At 62.3% G+C, this 18,649-nt stretch carries 15 protein-coding genes; 4 read left to right on the forward strand and 11 right to left on the reverse strand.

What is annotated here, in order from left to right; genetic code table 11:
• Positions 1-70 precede the first annotated feature (70 nt).
• Both A4A58_RS27230 and A4A58_RS27235 read left to right on the forward strand, forming a co-directional pair.
• Positions 71-769 (forward strand): fumarylacetoacetate hydrolase family protein, encoded by a 699-nt coding sequence (locus A4A58_RS27230; protein WP_068738163.1) that lies wholly within the window; start codon positions 71-73, stop codon positions 767-769.
• A gap of 78 nt (positions 770-847) precedes the next feature.
• On the forward strand, positions 848-1,873 hold the full coding sequence (locus A4A58_RS27235) for an LLM class flavin-dependent oxidoreductase (RefSeq protein WP_068738165.1): 1,026 nt from the start codon (positions 848-850) through the stop codon (positions 1,871-1,873).
• Between the two features lie 94 nt (positions 1,874-1,967).
• On the opposite strand, the gene ahcY is transcribed toward A4A58_RS27235, so the two are convergent.
• From ahcY to A4A58_RS27250, 3 genes are all read right to left on the reverse strand, one after another.
• Entirely contained in the window at positions 1,968-3,389 is a 1,422-nt protein-coding gene (ahcY, locus tag A4A58_RS27240; protein ID WP_068738167.1) for an adenosylhomocysteinase, read from the reverse strand.
• A gap of 142 nt (positions 3,390-3,531) precedes the next feature.
• Positions 3,532-4,725 carry a methionine adenosyltransferase gene (metK, locus tag A4A58_RS27245; RefSeq protein WP_068738169.1) on the reverse strand — a complete coding sequence of 398 codons (1,194 nt, stop codon included), beginning with the start codon at positions 4,723-4,725 and terminating at the stop codon, positions 3,532-3,534.
• A 60-nt stretch (positions 4,726-4,785) separates the two neighbouring features.
• Positions 4,786-6,141 (reverse strand): hypothetical protein, encoded by a 1,356-nt coding sequence (locus A4A58_RS27250; protein ID WP_068738171.1) that lies wholly within the window; start codon positions 6,139-6,141, stop codon positions 4,786-4,788.
• A 177-nt stretch (positions 6,142-6,318) separates the two neighbouring features.
• Between A4A58_RS27250 and A4A58_RS27255 the strand changes: the two genes are divergently transcribed.
• A complete protein-coding gene (locus A4A58_RS27255; protein WP_068738173.1) occupies positions 6,319-7,629 on the forward strand; it encodes a UDP-glucose dehydrogenase family protein in 1,311 nt (436 codons plus the stop codon).
• On the opposite strand, the gene A4A58_RS27260 is transcribed toward A4A58_RS27255, so the two are convergent.
• From A4A58_RS27260 to A4A58_RS27290, 7 genes are all read right to left on the reverse strand, one after another.
• On the reverse strand, positions 7,630-8,088 hold the full coding sequence (locus A4A58_RS27260; protein WP_139069954.1) for a hypothetical protein: 459 nt from the start codon (positions 8,086-8,088) through the stop codon (positions 7,630-7,632).
• A gap of 37 nt (positions 8,089-8,125) precedes the next feature.
• Positions 8,126-9,244 carry a cobalamin-independent methionine synthase II family protein gene (locus tag A4A58_RS27265; protein WP_068738177.1) on the reverse strand — a complete coding sequence of 373 codons (1,119 nt, stop codon included), beginning with the start codon at positions 9,242-9,244 and terminating at the stop codon, positions 8,126-8,128.
• A gap of 31 nt (positions 9,245-9,275) precedes the next feature.
• Complete coding sequence (locus A4A58_RS27270; RefSeq protein ID WP_068738179.1) at positions 9,276-10,022, reverse strand: ABC transporter ATP-binding protein; 747 nt, start codon at positions 10,020-10,022, stop codon at positions 9,276-9,278.
• Positions 10,015-10,767, reverse strand: a complete 753-nt coding sequence (locus tag A4A58_RS27275) for an ABC transporter ATP-binding protein (RefSeq protein ID WP_068738181.1) — start codon at positions 10,765-10,767, stop codon at positions 10,015-10,017. The genes A4A58_RS27270 and A4A58_RS27275 overlap by 8 nt, the downstream gene beginning before the upstream one ends.
• Positions 10,764-11,807, reverse strand: coding sequence for a branched-chain amino acid ABC transporter permease (locus A4A58_RS27280; RefSeq protein WP_068738183.1), 1,044 nt, complete (start codon positions 11,805-11,807; stop codon positions 10,764-10,766). Before A4A58_RS27280 ends, A4A58_RS27275 begins: the two co-directional genes overlap by 4 nt.
• Positions 11,808-11,814: 7 nt before the next feature.
• Positions 11,815-12,681 carry a branched-chain amino acid ABC transporter permease gene (locus A4A58_RS27285; RefSeq protein WP_068738185.1) on the reverse strand — a complete coding sequence of 289 codons (867 nt, stop codon included), beginning with the start codon at positions 12,679-12,681 and terminating at the stop codon, positions 11,815-11,817.
• Between the two features lie 191 nt (positions 12,682-12,872).
• A complete protein-coding gene (locus A4A58_RS27290) occupies positions 12,873-14,042 on the reverse strand; it encodes an ABC transporter substrate-binding protein (protein ID WP_068738187.1) in 1,170 nt (389 codons plus the stop codon).
• Between the two features lie 248 nt (positions 14,043-14,290).
• Between A4A58_RS27290 and A4A58_RS27295 the strand changes: the two genes are divergently transcribed.
• Positions 14,291-14,782 (forward strand): MarR family winged helix-turn-helix transcriptional regulator, encoded by a 492-nt coding sequence (locus A4A58_RS27295; protein ID WP_068738189.1) that lies wholly within the window; start codon positions 14,291-14,293, stop codon positions 14,780-14,782.
• A gap of 541 nt (positions 14,783-15,323) precedes the next feature.
• Here the strand turns inward: A4A58_RS27295 and A4A58_RS27300 are convergent.
• Positions 15,324-18,494, reverse strand: a complete 3,171-nt coding sequence (locus A4A58_RS27300; protein WP_244499887.1) for an autotransporter outer membrane beta-barrel domain-containing protein — start codon at positions 18,492-18,494, stop codon at positions 15,324-15,326.
• Positions 18,495-18,649: the final 155 nt, after the last annotated feature.

Here is an 18,649-nt window from a genome sequence, read left to right on the forward strand (position 1 = left end):
TCTGTTTTCTGCCGCGCAAGCGCGGCATCCGTTTCGATCCCAGCATTCACAACCAGCCCGAGAGCCGTCCATGACCGCATCGTTCGTTATCGCACCTCCGCCGCAAGCCGCCATCGCCGTTCAGGGCGAGACTTCGAAATTCCCGGTGCGCCGTGTCTGGTGCGTGGGCCGCAACTATCTCGAGCACATCCGCGAACTCGGCAATGACGAGCGCAACCCTCCCTTCTTTTTCGCCAAGCACGCCGACATGATCGTACCGGATGGCAGCGAGATCCCCTACCCGACACTGACCAAGGACATGCAGCACGAGGTCGAGCTCGTTGTCGCGCTGAAGAGCGGCGGCCTCAACATCTCGCCGGAAAAGGCGCTCGACCATGTCTGGGGCTATGGCGTCAGCGTCGACCTCACCCGCCGCGACCTGCAGACAATTTCGCGCAAGAAAGAGCAGCCCTGGGAAATCGGCAAGTCGTTCGACATGTCGGCACCATCAGGCGCGCTCGTCCCCGCTTCGAAGGTCGGCCATCCCTCCAAGGGCAAGATCTGGCTCTCAGTGAACGGTACCGAACGTCAGAAGGGTGACTTGTCCGAGATGATCTGGAACATCGCCGAGATCATTTCCAAGCTGTCGCTGCAGGTCGAACTCGGCGCCGGCGACGTGATCCTGACCGGTACTCCGGCTGGCGTTGCAGCACTTCAGCCGGGCGACAAGGTCGAATGCGGCGTCGATGGCATCGGCACCTTGAAGTTCGAAATCACCGCGCCCAAGTAAGTCAGGCACGCCTTCATTACGAAAGGCCGCGCATGATGCGCGGCCTTTTTCGTTTCGGCTCCATCAGGGAAGCGATCCATGCCGCTCGAACTCGGTCTCGACACGTTCGGTGACGTCACACGTGGCGCGGACAGCGAAATGCTGTCACATGCACAGGTCATCCGGAATGTCATCGACGAGGCCGTCCTCGCCGATCAGCTCGGCGTCGACTTCTTTGGCGTCGGTGAGCATCACCGCGCAGACTTTGCCGTATCGGCGCCCGAAGTCGTGCTCGCGGCCATCGCCGCACGCACCAAACGCATTCGCCTCGGTTCCGCCGTGACCGTGCTGAGCTCCGACGATCCGATCCGCGTCTTCCAGCGTTTTGCCACCGTGGACGCTGCCTCGAACGGTCGCGCCGAGGTCATTCTCGGCCGCGGCTCGTTCACAGAATCCTTCCCGCTGTTCGGCTTCAAGCTCGACCAGTACGAGACGCTGTTCGAGGACAAGCTCGATCTGTTCGCAGCACTGGCGTCAGAGCCGGAAGTGACCTGGAGCGGCACAACCCGCCCGCCGCTCACCAATCAGCGCGTCTATCCGCCGATTGAGGCCGGCAGGCTGATGACCTGGATTGGCGTCGGCGGCAGTCCCGAGTCAGTCGTTCGCGCCGTTCGTTATGACATGCCTCTGATGCTGGCGATCATCGGCGGCGAGCCCGAGCGCTTCAAACCCTATGTCGATCTCTATCATCGCGCCTATGCGCAGATTGAACAGCCGGTGAAGCCGATCGGCGTGCATTCGCCGGGCTATGTTGCCGCCAGCGACGAACAGGCGCGCGAGGAATTGTGGACCGACTATAAGGTGATACGGGATCGCATCGGCAAGGAACGCGGCTGGCCGCCGATGCAGCGCCGCGAATTCGATCAGGAGGCCGACAAGGGCTCGCTCTATGTGGGATCACCCGAGACCGTGGCGAAGAAGATCGCGAAGACCTCGAAAGCGCTCGGCATTTCGCGTTTCGATCTGAAATACAGCGCCGGACCATTGCCGCATGAGAAGCTCATGACCTGCATCGAGCTGTATGGGCGAAAGGTCATCCCGATGGTGCGGGAGATGCTGGCTTAAGAGCCCATGTCTCACCCACCGCTTGCAAGCACGGCTCAAACAAAAAGCCCCGGAGCGATCCGGGGCTTTTCTTATTCAAACCGCCAAACCGAACTCAGTAGCGGTAGTGATCCGACTTGAACGGGCCTTCCTGCTTCACGCCGATATAGTCGGCCTGGTCCTTGCGCAGCTTGGTCAGGTTCACGCCGATCTTGGCGAGATGCAGCATCGCGACCTTCTCGTCGAGCGACTTCGGCAGCACGTAGACTTCCTTCTTGTACTTGCCGTCCTTGTTGTTGGCGTAGAGTTCGATCTGCGCCAGCGTCTGGTTGGTGAACGACGCCGACATCACAAAGGACGGGTGACCCATGGCGTTGCCGAGGTTCACGAGGCGGCCTTCTGACAGCATGATGATGCGGTGACCATCGGGGAACGTGATTTCGTCGACCTGCGGCTTGATATTGTCCCACTTCAGGTTCTTCAACGACGCGATCTGGATCTCGTTATCGAAGTGACCGATGTTGCAGACGATGGCACGATCCTTCATCGCGCGCATGTGCTCGATGGTGATGATGTCCTTGTTGCCGGTCGCGGTGACGAAGATGTCGGCCTGGGGCGCGGCGTCTTCCATCGTGACGACCTGATAGCCTTCCATCGCCGCCTGCAGCGCGCAGATCGGATCGACTTCGGAGACCATCACGCGGCAGCCGGCCTGGCGCAGCGAAGCGGCCGAGCCCTTGCCGACGTCGCCGAAGCCGGCGACCATGGCAACCTTGCCGGACATCATGACGTCGGTGCCGCGGCGGATGCCGTCGACCAGCGATTCACGGCAACCATAGAGGTTGTCGAACTTCGACTTGGTGACCGAGTCATTGACGTTGATCGCGGGCCACAGCAGCGTGCCGGCCTTCTGCATGTCGTACAGACGATGCACGCCCGTGGTGGTCTCTTCCGAGACGCCCACGATCGACTTCGCGATCCCAGCGAAATAGCCCTTCGGCTTTTCCTTGAGCTGCTTCTTGAGCAGCGCGAAGAACACTTCCTCTTCTTCCGAACCCGGCTTGTCCAGGAACGCCGTGTCGCCGTTCTCTGCCTTGAGGCCGAGATGGACATACATGGTGGCGTCGCCGCCGTCATCGAGGATCATGTTGGGGTGACCGCCGCCGTGCCAGTCGAACAGTTTTGCGGTGTAATCCCAGTATTCGGTCAGAGTTTCACCCTTGATGGCAAACACCGGAATGCCGGCAGCGGCGATCGCGGCTGCGGCGTGATCCTGAGTCGAATAGATATTGCACGAGACCCAGCGAATGTCGGCGCCGAGTGCCTTCAGCGTCTCGATCAGCACGCCGGTCTGAATGGTCATGTGCAGCGAGCCCGCGATGCGGGCGCCCTTCAGCACCTGCTTCGGGCCGTATTCCTCGCGGGTGGCCATCAGGCCTGGCATCTCGGTCTCGGCGATCGAGAGCTCCTTGCGGCCGAAGGCGGCGAGGTTGATGTCTTTGACGATGTAGTCGGTGAAACCGTTGGGGGCGGTCATGTTTTAATCCTTGATAAGAGAGCGATTCCGCAGCGCTCGCGCCTTCGCGAGCGAACACGGAATCTCGATGTGATAGTCACTTCTGGGTTCCGGGTTCGTATGCGCGCAAATGCGCACACGCCCCGGAACGACGAATTTGTGGTTAGACGTTGCGCTTCAGCGCATCGACGAGATCGGTCTTCTCCCAGGAGAAGCCGCCGTCGGCATCCGGTGTGCGACCGAAATGACCGTAGGCCGACGTCCGGGCGTAGATCGGCTTGTTGAGGTCGAGATGCTTGCGGATGCCGCGCGGCGTCAGATCCATCGCGGCAGCGACGGCCTTCTCGATCTTGTCGTCAGCGACCTTGCCGGTACCGTGGGTGTCGACATAGATCGACAGCGGGCGTGCCACGCCGATGGCGTAAGCGAGCTGCAGCGTCGCCTTGTCGGCGAGGCCTGCGGCAACGATGTTCTTGGCGACGTAACGCGCAGCGTAAGCGGCCGAACGGTCCACCTTGGTGGAGTCCTTGCCGGAGAACGCGCCGCCACCGTGCGGAGCAGCACCGCCGTAGGTATCGACGATGATCTTGCGGCCGGTGAGACCTGCGTCGCCATCGGGGCCACCGATGAAGAACTTGCCGGTCGGATTGATGTGCCAGATCGTCTTGTCGCTGATCCAGCCATCCGGCAGCGCCTTTCGGACGTAGGGCTCGACGCGTTCGCGCACTTGATTCGAGGTCATGTCCTCGACGAGATGCTGATGCGAGACGACGATTTCGCGCACGCCAACCGGCTTGCCGTTTTCGTACTGCACGGTGACCTGGCTCTTGGAGTCCGGGCCAAGCACCTTTTCGGTACCGGCGTGACGGGCTTCCGAGATCAGGCGCAGGATCTTGTGCGCGTAGAAGATCGGTGCCGGCATCAGCTCGGGCGTTTCGTTGGTGGCGTAACCGAACATGATGCCCTGGTCGCCAGCACCTTCTTCAGCATTGGTCGGCTGCTTGGCATCGACGCCCTGCGCGATGTCGGCCGACTGCGGATGCAGCAGGATCTGAACGTCGGCGGTCTTCCAGTGGAAACCGTCCTGCTCGTAGCCGATGTCCTTGATGGCGGCGCGAACGACGGCTTCGATGTGGTCATTGGTGACGGTGGACGGACCGCGGGTCTCGCCGGCGATCACAACCTTGTTGGTGGTGGCGAGGGTTTCGCAGGCAGCGCGAATATCCCAGGGATCAATGCCCGCCTTCGGGCCTTCGCGGAAGAACAGATCGACGATCTCGTCGGAGATACGGTCGCAGACCTTGTCGGGATGGCCTTCGGAAACCGATTCACTGGTGAAGAGATAAGACGCGCGCATCAACTGGTCCTCTTTATTTGCGCCGGGTACGGCAGCCTTCGTCAGATTGTTCCGGAAATGTCAGTCGCGACGCCGCGAGATGACGTAGGATTCGTCGTAGAACCAGAGACCGTTGTGCTTGCGCAGAACCTCTCGGGTGGCATCCAGGTAACGGCCGCTCTGGGTTACTTCCGTCAAACGGTCATCCTCGATTTGAGCCACGTAAACCGCCGCGTTCCATGCTGCAAAAGCCGTCGATGTTCCGATCGATCCGGTCACCTCGTTCGGCAGCGCCTCCATGGCGTAGCGAAAGATCGACCGCTGGTCGGAATAGGCATTGAAGTTCAGATCGCGGCCGGCTGAGCCCAGCTCGTATTTCACCGCCCGCAATAGCTCATGCCGGCTCACGGCGAAAGGATTTTCTTTGGGCCAGACGGCTTGAACGATCTCCATACCGGGGTCCTGCCCATGCGAATGGATACCGATCAGTCGCCCACCGGCCCGCAGTGCCCGGGCCAGCGGCGCCATGATCCGTTTAGCGCGAAATTGCACCGAAGACTTCGCCCGATAGGGCTGGGAGGCGATAATCAGGTCAAAATTGGCCTCCGTGCGCCCTGCGCGGGGGATAATGGAATCCAGCAGGAACCGGTGATCCTCGCGATAAACCACCAGGGCCACAGGCCGTTCATAGGTCGGCATGCCTGATCTGGGGTTGATGCTGGCTCGCCAGTTGTCCTCAAGAAAAGCTCCAAGTCCGGCAATCTGGTCGGCGAATTCGCCGGACGAAGCCCCCCGCAACGGAACCTCGTGCCAGATCATGGCGGCGGCAGCGGCCGGCGATGCCGGGGTGAGCGTGGGCGCCTCGGCATAGTGCATGTTGGTCAGGACAAAGACCGTGGCTGGATGCTCGAACAGCCGATCCGGCACCTTGTCCAGCGTCAGCCGGACGTCCTCAAGGCTGAGCTCCTTGCCGGCGATATAGAACGGCATATGCGGAAAACGGCCGTGCATCGAGCGCATCACCCGCGCCAGCACCGTACCGTCGCCGACGCCCGCATCGAACACCCGCAGCGCTGGCGGGCGCGGATGGATGCTGGCCAATTCGAGCCCGACGCGATCGGCAATCACCCGCTTTTCCGAGCAGGTATGGACGAACAGCAGGTATTTCTGCCGGTTCTCGAAGAAGCGGAAATTGCTGCGAGGATCGCGCCGTTCGATCGGCGGCTCCAGCCCGCGTGGCGGCGGCACGCCCTCCGGCATCGACTGGGCGATGAAGGCCTGGATCCGCTCCAGCGTGTCGATGGTAATACGCTTGCCCTCGCGCAGGCGGTTGACCAGCTTGCCGTCGTTGACGGCCCGGCGACCGAAGGTCGACTCCGCCATCTCCGCCTGTCGGCAGAAATCGGAGATGATTCCGAGGATCTGATCGTTCTTCATGTGTGGGGATATAACCAAAAGTGGGCAGAATTATTATCGGCCCACTCTCTAGCACAATCTGCCCACAGATGAAATGCCCGATCGCTCCACCTGCCGTCGTGTGAAAGTCGCGCGCTTCTGCTAGGATGTGGCAACTTCAAATTCTCGCCTTCCGATTACTCAAAACGGGCTTTCTCCATGCGCATTGCGATGATCGGCACCGGTTACGTCGGCCTTGTGTCCGGCGCCTGCTTCGCCGATTTCGGCCATAACGTGATCTGCGTGGACAAGGACAGCGGCAAGATCGACGCCCTGCTCCGTGGCGAGATCCCGATCTTCGAGCCCGGCCTGGACGCGCTGGTGGCCAGCAATGTGAAAAGCGGCCGGCTCGGCTTCAGTCTCGACCTCAGTGAAGCCGTGAAGACGGCGGATGCCGTGTTCATCGCGGTCGGCACCCCGTCCCGCCGCGGCGATGGCCACGCCGATCTCAGCTACGTGCATGCCGCCGCGCGCGAGATCGCCGCCAATCTCCGCGATTTTACCGTGGTGATCACCAAGTCGACCGTGCCGGTCGGCACCGGCGACGATGTGGAACGCATCATCAAGGAAGCCAATCCCGCCGCCGACGTCGCCGTGGCGTCAAACCCGGAATTCCTGCGCGAGGGCGCCGCGATCCGCGATTTCAAGCATCCCGATCGCATCGTTGTCGGTACCGACGACGAGCGCGCACGCACAGTGATCTCGGAGATCTATCGCCCGCTTTATCTCAATCAGGCACCGATCATGTATACGGGTCGGCGTACCGCCGAGCTGATCAAATACGCCGCCAACGCGTTCCTCGCGACCAAGATCACCTTCATCAATGAAATCGCTGATCTGGCCGAGCGAACCGGCGCGGATGTCCAGGACGTCGCGCGTGGCATCGGCCTCGACAACCGCATCGGTGCGAAGTTCCTGCATGCTGGTCCCGGCTTCGGTGGCTCGTGTTTTCCGAAAGATACCCGCGCACTGGTGAAGACCGGTCAGGACTACGACGCGCCGCTGCGGATCGTCGAGGCAGTCCTCACGGTCAACGATAACCGCAAGCGCGCCATGGCCCGCAAGGTTTCTGCCGCGCTCGGCGGCAATCTGCGCGGCAAGACCGTCGGCGTGCTCGGACTGACGTTCAAGCCCAACACCGACGATATGCGCGAGGCGCCGTCGATCCCGCTGATCACCGCCCTTCAGGATCTCGGCGCGACCGTGCAGGCCTACGATCCCGTCGGCATGGAACAGGCCAGGCACGAACTGCCTGATATCACCTATTGCGACGACGCCTATGCCTGCGCAACCGGCGCCGACGCGCTCGTGATCGTGACTGAATGGGAGCAGTTCCGCGCACTCGACCTCGCACAAGTGAAGCAGAAGATGAAGCAGCCGGTCATCGTGGATCTGCGCAACATCTACCGCCCCGAGGAGATGGAGAAAGCCGGTTTCACTTATGAGAGCGTCGGGCGTGGGAAGGCTTGATTAGGCGCCCAACCAAGCACGGCCGAACACCGCCTTCACGATCCGCCTGCGGCCGTTCGCTTCATCGACCATCGTCATGTAGAGCCTCTGGCCACTCAGCTTGAAGTCGATGCTAAACGGTTTCGACACTGGCGCTGTTGCCGCACGCGTGCGCCAAGTGCCTTGTCCTACCGCGCTTGTGCCGCTGTCGGAGTCGCGCACCTCGACATCCGCTGACCAGCCGTTGTTGGCAGCAACCCGCAGGCGCGTGCCGTCCCCAACGAAGTTGATCCGGCACTGCGGACATGCGCCGGCATTCGACGTCAGCTGTTGCCAGTCACCCAACATTTCATGCGCTTGGGCACGCACATCGGTCGGCCACAATACAAACAAAGAGGCCACAGCCAGAAACAAGAAAACCATCCCTTTCGCTGAATGCGAAAAGGATGGTTTAAAGCCTCTGTTGCGGCTGCCGGTCACGACGGATTGCGAGCCGTGCACGGGCGCAATTTTCCGATTACTTCCCCCACAGCTCGTTGGCGACATCGACGGCGAGCTTGAGCTTCGCCCACTGCTCTTCCTCGCTGAGGATATTGCCTTCCTCGGTGGAGGCGAAACCGCATTGCGGCGACACGGCCAGCTGCTCGAGCGGCGCGAACTTCGAAGCCTCCTGCAGGCGCGCCTTGATGTCTTCCTTCTTCTCAAGCTCACCGAACTTCGAGGTGATGACACCGACCACGACGACCTTGTTGCCCTTCGGCAGGAAGCGCAGCGGTTCGAAACCGCCGGCACGATCCGAATCGTATTCGAGGAAGTAGCCGTCGTAATTGGTACCGGCGAGCAGCGTTTCAGCCACTGGCTCGTAGCCGCCCGACGAAATCCAGGTGGAGCGGAAGTTACCGCGGCAGACGTGTGTCGTGATCACCATATCCGCAGGACGCTCGGCGATCGCGTAATTGATGATGCGCGAATAGATCTGCTGCAGATTGTCAGCATCCTCGCCACGCGCACGGACCTTGTTCAGCTCATCTTCCGAGCAGAGATAGGCCCAGACCGTGTCGTCGAACTGCAGGTAGCGGCAGCCGGCGTCGTAGAACGCCTTCACCGCCTTGCGATAGGCCTTGGCGAGATCCTCGAAGAACACTTCGATATCCGGATAGACCTCCTTCGAGATCGCCTTGCGACCGCCGCGGAAATGCAGAACTGCCGGCGACGGGATAGTCATCTTCGCGGTGACGCCCGCCGTATCGCAATGTTTCTTCAGGAATTTGAAGTGCGCCAGCATCGGATGATCGTCGGGGAAATCGACCTTGCCGATCACGCGCACCGAGTCATGACGGGTCTCGACGCCGGTGAACTGGATGCCGGTGTCGGGATGATAGAGTTCGCAGCCGGTCAACTTGGCGAGGAAGTCGAAGTGCCACCACGAACGACGGAACTCGCCGTCGGTGGCAAGCTTGAGGCCGGTCGAGGCCTGGCGATGCACGACCTTCTCGATCTCGATGTCTTCAACCTTGCGCAGGTCGTCGGCCGAAATCTCACCCTTCTCCAGCTTGGCGCGCGCTTCCTTGATCGATGCGGGCCGCAACAGGCTGCCGACTTCGTCGGCACGGAACGGGGCTTTGGTTCTCTGCATAGTCGTTACTCCAGAATGCTCGGTTTGCAGATCAGCCGGGTGTACCGGCCGCGTGTTTATTCTTGCTGCCGGCCGCGCCGGCGACGCCGAGGAAATGCTCCAGCACGGCAGGATCGGATTTCAACGCTGCACTCGTTGCATCATGCACGATGGTGCCGCGTTCCAATATCACGACGCGATCGGCCAGCCCGAGTATTTTTTGTGCATTCTGTTCCACGATGATGGAACAGATGCCGCCGGCGCGTGTGATCTTGCCCAGCGCTGCCAGCAATTCATCGACGATGATCGGCGCAAGGCCTTCGGTCGGTTCGTCCAGGAGCAGCACCTGCGGATTGAGCGTCAGTGCACGGCCAATCGCCAGCATCTGCTGTTCACCGCCGGACAGCTGATTGCCGAAATTGTTCTTGCGCTCTTCGAGCCGCGGAAACATCTCGTAGATCTTCTTGACGTCCCACGGCCCGGGCTGCGCCACGGCGGTCATATTTTCTTCCACGGTGAGCGAGCGAAAGATATTACGCTCCTGTGGCACCCAGCCAATGCCGGCGCGGGCGCGCTGGTCCGGCCGCAGCGACGTGATGTCTTTTCCGCCGAGCTTCAGCGTACCGCTGAAGCGGCGGGTGACGCCGACGATGGAATTGATCAGCGTGGTCTTGCCGGTGCCGTTGCGTCCGAGCAGTGCCAGCACCTGGCTTTCGCCGAGTTGCAGCGTCATCTTCGGAATGACCACGGCTTCGCCATAGCCCGCGCGCAGGTCATTGATGTCGAGAAGATCAGACATCGGCGCCCTCGCCCAGATACACGGCCTTGACGCGCGGATCGCGCGCCACTTCGTCCGGCGGACCTTCCACCAGCATGGCGCCCGCGACCAGCACAGAGATCCGATCGGCAAAGGAAAAAACCAGATCCATATCGTGCTCGATCAGCAGCACCGTGACGTCGCGCGGCAGGCTGGCGACTGCAGAGAGAATATCGTGGCGCTCGCTCTCCGGCACACCTGCAGCCGGTTCGTCAAGCAACAGCACACGCGGCTTGGTGGCGATGGCGACGGCGATTTCAAGGAGACGCTGCTTACCGTACGGCAACGTCGCCGTCGGCTCGTTCATGACGTCCAGCAGATGAAAGCGCGCGAGGTTCTCTGCGATCTCGTCATTGACGTCGCTGCGCGTCCCCATCCGGCGCCACCAGTCGCTACCATGGCCGAGATGTTCGGATACGGCGAGACCGACCGTCTCCAGCGGCGTCATGTCCGGATAGAGCTGATTGATCTGGAAGGTCCGCGACAGCCCGCGCAGCACGCGCTTGTGCACCGGCAGGCCGGTGATGTCGTTGCCTTCGAGCAGGATGCGGCCGGAATTCGGCTTCAGCACGCCAGTTAAAAGATTGATCACGGTGGTCTTGCCGGCGCCATTCGGGCCGATCAGCGCATGACGCGCACCGGCCTCGATCTTGAGCGACAGATCACGGGTGACCCTGAGGCCGCCGAAGGACTTTTCGAGATTGACGGTTTCCAGCGCGATGGTCATGGCGCCTCACCTTCCGGCGCAACGACCGGCGTCTTGGCACGGCCGAACTTGCTTGCGATCAGCCGCGGCAGAAACAGCGCCCAGCGATGCATCCGGTCGCGGCCGATCAGTACGATGACCACCAGCACGGCACCAATCCAGAACTGCCAGTATTGCGGCGTCAGTGTCGAGAACAGCTCCTGCAACAGCTTGAAGATCACCGCACCAATCAGGCCGCCATAGAGATAGCCGGTGCCGCCGATGATCAGGACCAGCATCAGGTCAGCCGAGCGATCGAAGGCAAAACCGTCGAGCGAGGCGAGCGCCGTCGTTTGCGTCGAGAGTGCACCGGCAACGCCCGCATAGAAGGCTGCGATGGTGTAGATCGCGATCAGCCGGCGATTGACGGGAATGCCGATCGCCGAGGCACGCAGCGGATTGTTGCGGATCGCACGTAGCGACAGGCCGAACGGCGAATGCACGATGCGTCGCGCCAGCAAGAACAAGACGAACAGCACGCAGAGACAATAGATGAAGCCGACCTTGCCGAAGATGTCGAAGGAGAACTGGCCGAGAATCGGCGCCATCTCGATGCCCTGAAGGCCATCGGAGCCACCGGTGATATTTGAAAAGCGGTTGGCGAGTTCGCGCAGTAACAGCGCAATACCGAGCGTCACCATTAGCCGCGTCAGATCTGACCCGCGCATGACGAGGAAGCTCGTCACGAAGCCAAGCGCCATCGCGGCAAGACCGGCAACAACCAATGCAATCACCGGTTCGGTGACGATGCCGTGCAGTGCCAACAAACCCGCCGCGTAGCCACCGAAGCCGAAGAATGCGGCGTGGCCGAGCGAGACGATGCCGGCATAGCCGAGGATCAAATCCAGCGACAGCGCAAACAGCGCGAGCCAGGCGATCTCGGTGAGGATCAGATAGCGGTTCGGAAACAGCAGGATGCAGCCTGCGGCGGCGAGCCAGAACACGACTTCGGGCCAGCGCCATTGCGCGCGCGCCATGGCGAATTGGCCTACTTCCGGATGGGTGGTGCTGTTTGTTGTCATGATGCCCTCACCGCGCCGCGGTGCGGCCGAACAGGCCGTTGGGGCGCCAGATCAGGATCACGATCATCATGGTGTAGATCACGAAGGCGCCGAGTTTCGGCACGTAATATTTACCGGCGACATCGCCGATGCCCAGCAGCAGCGAGGCCAGGAACGGCCCGGTGATGCTGGACGAGCCGCCGACCGTCACCACGATCAGGAAGTAGATCATGAACTTCAGCGGGAAGTACGGATCGAGGCCGAGGATTTCCGCGCCAAGTGCGCCGCCCATACCAGCCAGTCCGCAGCCGAACGCAAAAGTCAGCGCGAAGACCTGCGGGACGTTGATACCCAAACCCGACGCGGCGCGCGGATCGTCCACCGCGGCGCGCAGCCGGCTGCCGAAGCGCGTCTTCGACAGGATCATCTGCAATGCGATGGTGAGCAATCCGCAGATCACGATGATCATCAGGCGATAGCGGCCGACACCAAGGCCGAACAGATTGATCTGACCCTGCAGATAGTCCGGGAGATGGATAAAGGTCTGCGCCGAGCCCATGAAGTAGTCCATCGCCGTCACGGACATGAAGACGAGGCCGATGGTGAACAGCACTTGGTCGAGATGGCTGCGCGTGTAGAGATGGCGATATAGCGATCGCTCCAGCACGGCGCCGATCGCAGCGCTCACCACGAAAGCAATCGGCAAAGCCGCAAAGAATGGCAGGCCGGCGCGATTGACCAGGATCGCGCAGGCATAACCGCCCGCCATGGCGAAGGCGCCGTGGGCGAGGTTGACGAAGTTCATCAGGCCCAGCGTCACCGCCAGCCCGCACGCCAGCACGAACAGCAACATGCCGTAGGCGACGCCGTCGAACAGAATGGTGAGAAGGGTCATGCAGTCTTCGCACTTTCTTGTCCCTCCCCCTTGCGGGGAGGGTGGCCGGCCGCAAGGCCGGTCGGGTGGGGGTGCCGCATACTCTGCAGAGCTCGGGGCACCCCCACCCCGGCCTCCGCTTCGCTCGGCCGACCCTCCCCGCAAGGGGGAGGGAGACCATTAGCGACGTCGCTTCACTTCAAGCTTGATACTTACTTCTTCGTCTTGCCGGGATCCTTCACCGCCTCGAAGGTCGCGAATTCGATGTTGTAGAGTTCGCCGTCCACCTTCTCGACCTTGCGGATATAGATGTTCTGCACGATGTCGCGGGTCTCCGGATCGATCGAGATCGGGCCGCGCGGGCTTTCCCACTTCATGCCCTTCATCGCCGCGATCAGACTGTCACCGTCGGCCTTGCCGCCGGTCTTCTTCAGCGCCTCATAGACGAGATGGATGCCGTCCCAGCCGCCGACGGCCATGAAGCCCGGACGGGTGTTGTAAGCCTTCTTGTAGGCCGCAACGAACTCCTTGTTCATGGCGGAGGGATGCGCTGCAGAATAGAGATGCGCGGTCACGGCGCCCAAGGCAGCATCGCCCATATTGTTCAGCAGGTCGTCGTCCATCACGTCGCCGGGTCCGATCACCTTGATGCCGGACTTGTCGAGGCCACGCTCGGCATATTGCTTCATGAAGTTACCGCCCTGCCCGGCGGGCACGAACACGAACACCGCGTCGGGCTTGCTGTCCTTCATGCGCTGCAGGAACGGCGCGAAATCGGGATTGGCCAGCGGCACCTTGACCTCTTCGACGATCTCGCCGCCACCGGCGGTGAAGTGCTCCTTGAAGAACTGCAGTGCGTCGTTGCCCGGTGCGTAGTCGGAGGTCAGCGTCGCGACTTTCTTGATACCATTCTTGGCAGCCCAGTCACCGATGATGGTGGAGGACTGCGCCAGCGTGAACGAGGTGCGCACGATATAGGGCGAGCGCTCGGTGATGATCGAGGTGCCGGCAGCCATCACGATCTCTGGCACCTTCGCCTGGGTCGCGAGCGGCGCTGCGGCGAGCGCAGCCGGCGTGACGCCGAAGCCGGCGATGATGTTGACCTTCTCGTTGACGATCAGTTCCTGCGCGAGGCGCTTGGTGTTGTCAGGCAGCGCCGCGTCATCCTTGAGGATGATTTCGACCTTCTTGCCGGCAACGGTGTCGCCATTCTTCTGCTGATAGAGCTTGATGGCGTTATTGATCTGCTGGCCGGTCGAAGCCTGGCCGCCGGTCATCGGCACGATCAGACCGATCTTGACGGTCTCCTGCGCCTGCGCGAGCCCGCCGATGGACAGCACGCCGACAGCAGCCACGGTCGCGGAAATGAAATTCCTCAGCATTAATTCCTCCTCTGTAGGTGATGCCGGCTCTTCAAGGCCGTGAAGTCATAGTCCCCATACGCTGTCGCCCGCGATGATGATCGCCCGCGATAACGGAGCCATGTTGACCTGTCAACGGCTGGGTTGACAACACAACGCGGTCTGTTGAACTGCGTAATTCCGACGCATCGTGGCATGCTGCTAAAGTCTAGCCAAGCATTCACGGGCCGCTCGATTTCCGTTCATTTCAGATTGTAGATCGTATCCAGATGACAAAGCCGGTGATCAACCATGGACGATATGTACCGGCGCTCATCAATTTCCTGGGCAACAAGCTCGCCGCGGGTGCCTCGAGTGCCTATCGGCGCGAATTCGGCGTCGGCGTCACGGAATGGCGAATCCTCTCGAAGCTCGCCAGCGAAGACGCGTGCACCGCACAACAGATTTGCCAGTATTTCGATCTCGACAAGGGTCTCGTCAGTCGCACCCTTAAATCTCTGGTCGATAACGGCAGCGTGACAGTGACCGATCTGGCCGGCGACAACAGGCGCGTCGTCATCCTGACCAAATCCGGCCGCGCGCTGCATGACCGGATCATCGAGCTGGCGCTGGACCGCGAACGGGTCCTGCTGGATTGCCTCGATGAGAAGGAAGTCGAAAAGCTGATCGACATGCTCGGCCGCCTGCTGGCACAGGCACCGGCGGTCAACGCGGTACAGGTTCGCAAACCAGCTGCATCGAAGCGCAAGACCACGGCGTGAGACGACATGGCTGAGTGCGGCCACGCGCCGTCCTTGCCCGCGCCTGAGCGCGTGCGTGGCGGTCCCGGTGCTCTCCCTCGAAAATGAGGGAGATGAAGCGCCGAAAGGCGCGACTTGGGTACAGTGCCGCAGCGTAGTGTCCGGATCGCCGGACAGCAGAGGCCGCGGAAACGCCTTTCGACGCTCCATCGTGGCGATTTCTGTCCCCGGGACCGTTCTTCCGGGCAAAGGCGCAGACCTCCGCAGTCCGCTGATCCCGACGGTTTCCCGCCGTTCACCAATGCCACGTCCAGCCAGCATGAGTGGCAGACCCCCGTAGTGGGGCCGGACGGGGACCCAAGGCCTCCCGAGTGCGTGAGGGAACGTCTCCCTCCCGCCCGCAGGCGCCACATCCCGCCCCGCGCTAACAAGCGTCCCTGGCAACGCCCCTCAAAGTGGGACGGGATGCAATGGAATATAATCTCTCCGAAAACAGCGTCAAGGATTATTTTCAGATTTGTGCCGAACGAATGCGCGCAGCGCACCGCGCCCTCGGCACCTGCTACCACGTATAACGCGCAACGCCCTTGCCGGCATAGCTGCGCGTCACATCCGAGAACTCGCCCTCGAATGTGGCAGCGACGGAAAGGCCGTTGCTCCATGCCAGTTCGGCCGAGGCGGTCGTCAGCGCCGCATCGCGTGCCGGCGCTGCGCCGGACACCGTGAACGATGCGCCGGGCAGCGACTGGAACGTGGCGGCCACGCTGCGATCGCTGTTGAAGTCATGCGCCCATGCGGCGCGGCCGCGCAGCGTCAGGATCGCATCGTTGACGGCGAAGGACTTGTCGGTGCGCAGGCCGAGTTCGCTGCGGGTCGATGTCACTGTCTTGCCCGCGTAGTTCAGCGCAAAGGTGCTGGCGCCGCCATTGACGGTTTCCGCATAGGACGGCAGGTCGAATGCGATCACCTGCGCGGCGACATAGGGCGTCACGCCGACGCCACCAAGCCATGAACTCACAGTGCGGTTGCCGCCTTCGACCCGCGCCGAATAGGAGTTCGCATTGAATTGCGCATGCAGGCGATCAAGGCCGGCGACGGTCACGATGCGATCGGTGGTGATGTCCTGCCAGCCATAGGCGGCCGCGGCGGTGATATAGGCAGACGACACGCTGTGGCGCACGAAGGCGCCCATCTGAAACATGTCCGAATGACCGCTGCCGCCATTGGCCACGGAGAAATTCGTGCCGGCGCCCGCGAGCGAGAATCCGGCCACCGTGTTCGGCGACAACAGCACGTCGGCGCCGACGGCGATGCCGCCGATGCTGCTGCGCGCGGTGTTCGATCCCGTCGCCGCATTACCGTCGGTGGTTTGCGATCCGCCGAAGCCGGAGGCCCAGACGCTCCAGCGCGTCTCGAAGGACGGCGCGCGCGGCAGCGCCTTGGTCAACATCGCGAAGGCATCACGCGGCTTGCGCGCCTCCGCATATCCCATCGCGCCCGGCGTATCAAAGCCCCTGCCCGCGCTGAACGGATCGGTCATCATGCCCATGAACTGCGTCATGGCGTTGAATGTCGTCTGCTGCGATCCCGTCGCCGTTTCGCCGGAGGTCTGGGTCAGCGCGTTGCGCAGCGCGTCGCCGGTGAGCGCAAACAGCGCGTTGAACTGGCCCGGCATCGTGCCGCCACCCGTCAGCGCATTGTCGATGGCGGTTGCGACGGCCTTCTGATTGCGGCCGGCACTGTCCGGCAGGTTCGGGCTGAGCAGGCCGGGATCGACGGTCAGCAACACGTCGTTGCCCACATCGCTCAGCCGCGCATTGCGCGCGAAGCTGTTGATCACGGTTATCGTGTCGAAGCTGCCGCTGATCGTGCCGGCATTGAGGATCGTATAGGTCGTCGTCGCGGCGATGCGCGCCAGCGGATCGACTGCGAGTTTGCCGGCCAGCGTCGCGGTGCCGGTGACGATGGTCTTGTCCGATGATGCTCCGGAGATCTGCACCAGATAGGTCGATGCCGCCGTCATGGTCAGGCTGCCAGTGACATTGAGCGTGCCGATCGAATTGCCCGGCGCCAGCACGCCGCCATTGATCAGCGTGTCGCCGACAAAGCCGTTGCCGCCGAGCGTACCGCCTGAATTCACCGTGGTCAGCGACGACGATGCGATCGAACCGTTGACGCTGAGCGTGCCGGCATTGACCGTCGTCGTGCCGGTATAGGTGTTGATCCCGCTCAGCACGGTGTTGCCCGCACCGGTCTTCACCAGTTTGCCCTGGTCGGCGCCGCTGTCGGAAATGACTCCGTCGAAGCTGTAGAAGTTCGAGCGATTGAAGATCAGCGTGCCGCCGTTGGCGACATCGCCGACAATCGAACCGGTGGTGCCGCCATTGCCGATCTGCAGCGTCGAGCAGAAGCAGATCGCGGTGCCGCCGGTATAGGTGTTGGCGCCGGTCAGTGTCGTGACGCCGGTGCCGTCGATCCACAGCGACATCTTCGCCGCCGCGCCATCTCTGATCACGCCGGCAAAGGTCGTGCTGCTGTTGTTGAGGCCGACGACCAGAACCGCATCGGCGGCGTTGGCATTGGTCACGCTGCCGGCGCCGGCCAGCGAGCCGATGAACTGGAACGGGCTGTCGAGGGCCAGCGTGGCGCCGGCCGCGATCGTATAGGCGCTGTCCGGGCTGAGCGAGCCGCTCGCGAGCAGCGTGCCGGCAAGAATATTGGTGGCGCCGGAATAAATGCTGTTGCCGGTGAGCGACAGTGTGCCGGCGCCGGTCTTGTTCAATGCGCCAGGCGTCCCGCCGCTGTCCGCGATGTTGCCGGACAGTTCGAGAGTGCCGGTATCGACCTGCAGGGTGCCGCCGCCAGTGCCCAAAGCAATGCTGCGCGCCGATGAAAAGCCGGCAGTCGTCTGCAGCGTGCCGCCGGTGAAGGTCAGCGCCCCCGCTGCGCCGCCGAGATTGGCATCCTGCGCGACGCTAATCGTGCCGCCGGCAAAGGTCGTGCCGCCGGTGTAGGTGTTGATCCCGGACAGGATCATCGTGCCGGCGCCGGTCTTCACCAGCGAGCCGCCGGTGCCGCCGTCGGCGATGACGCCGGCGACGTTGGTGGAGAAGTTGTTGCCACCGACCGTCAACTCGTTTTGGCCCAGTCTGAAAGTGCCGCCGCCGTTGATCGAGCCGGCGCTGAGCTTGTTGTCGCCAAGGGGGCCGGTCGATCCGCCGAAATCCGTGGTACCCGCCGCGCCATTGGTGATGGCCGCGTTGCCGGCCGTGCTGGTGTTAATGAATTGCAGTTGGAAGTTGTTGGCGATGGTGGCACTGCCGGCCGTGCTGGAGTTGGCGAAAGTCATGACGCTGTTGTTGGTGATGTCGACTGAGCCGCCGTTGACGACGATGCCGGCGCCGACGAAAAAGAGACTGCTGCCGACGGTGAAGCTGTAAGCCGAAGCACCGGCATTGAAGGTCCAGCCGCCGAGGGTCGTAGAGGCCGAAAATGACAGCGCGGCGACGCCGGACGTGCCGAAGAACGCGGTGCCGGTCGGCACCGCGGCCGGGCCCCAGTTCGCTGCCGTGTTGAAGTCGCCCGAGCCAGGCGCGCTCAGCCAGGTTGCGTCCTGCGCCGCCGCCGGCAGCGCCGCCCAAAAGGGCGCCAAGCCCAGCGCCGACGACGCCAGCAAAATGGCCCGCAACCGCCGCGCCGCGCCGAATCGATCGTTGAGACCCCGTATCGCCACCCGCTCACCCCGTTGCATTTCGACGCTCAAGGGCGCGGCGAAGCCGTGTATCGGAGCGGACCCTGCCACAATGGAACCGCGCCGTCCTCGCATTTTGCGCAAAGCGACGCGCGGCCCCCAAAAATGGTCGGTTCGACAGGAGATTCCCCGGCAAT

The organism is Tardiphaga robiniae, assembly GCF_001618955.1.
Classification (GTDB): Bacteria; Pseudomonadota; Alphaproteobacteria; order Rhizobiales; family Xanthobacteraceae; genus Tardiphaga; species Tardiphaga robiniae_A.

Bases quoted from the DNA above. Each gene is read 5' to 3' on its own strand.
- A4A58_RS27290 (WP_068738187.1), bottom strand. From the start codon at position 14,042: ATGCTGAGGAATTTCATTTCCGCGACCGTGGCTGCTGTCGGCGTGCTG.
- A4A58_RS27295 (WP_068738189.1), top strand. From the start codon at position 14,291: ATGACAAAGCCGGTGATCAACCATGGACGATATGTACCGGCGCTCATC.
- A4A58_RS27285 (WP_068738185.1), bottom strand. From the start codon at position 12,681: ATGACCCTTCTCACCATTCTGTTCGACGGCGTCGCCTACGGCATGTTG.
- metK (WP_068738169.1), bottom strand. From the start codon at position 4,725: ATGCGCGCGTCTTATCTCTTCACCAGTGAATCGGTTTCCGAAGGCCAT.
- A4A58_RS27230 (WP_068738163.1), top strand. From the start codon at position 71: ATGACCGCATCGTTCGTTATCGCACCTCCGCCGCAAGCCGCCATCGCC.
- A4A58_RS27255 (WP_068738173.1), top strand. From the start codon at position 6,319: ATGCGCATTGCGATGATCGGCACCGGTTACGTCGGCCTTGTGTCCGGC.
- A4A58_RS27265 (WP_068738177.1), bottom strand. From the start codon at position 9,244: ATGCAGAGAACCAAAGCCCCGTTCCGTGCCGACGAAGTCGGCAGCCTG.
- A4A58_RS27275 (WP_068738181.1), bottom strand. From the start codon at position 10,767: ATGACCATCGCGCTGGAAACCGTCAATCTCGAAAAGTCCTTCGGCGGC.
- ahcY (WP_068738167.1), bottom strand. From the start codon at position 3,389: ATGACCGCCCCCAACGGTTTCACCGACTACATCGTCAAAGACATCAAC.
- A4A58_RS27280 (WP_068738183.1), bottom strand. From the start codon at position 11,807: ATGACAACAAACAGCACCACCCATCCGGAAGTAGGCCAATTCGCCATG.
- A4A58_RS27270 (WP_068738179.1), bottom strand. From the start codon at position 10,022: ATGTCTGATCTTCTCGACATCAATGACCTGCGCGCGGGCTATGGCGAA.
- A4A58_RS27235 (WP_068738165.1), top strand. From the start codon at position 848: ATGCCGCTCGAACTCGGTCTCGACACGTTCGGTGACGTCACACGTGGC.
- A4A58_RS27250 (WP_068738171.1), bottom strand. From the start codon at position 6,141: ATGAAGAACGATCAGATCCTCGGAATCATCTCCGATTTCTGCCGACAG.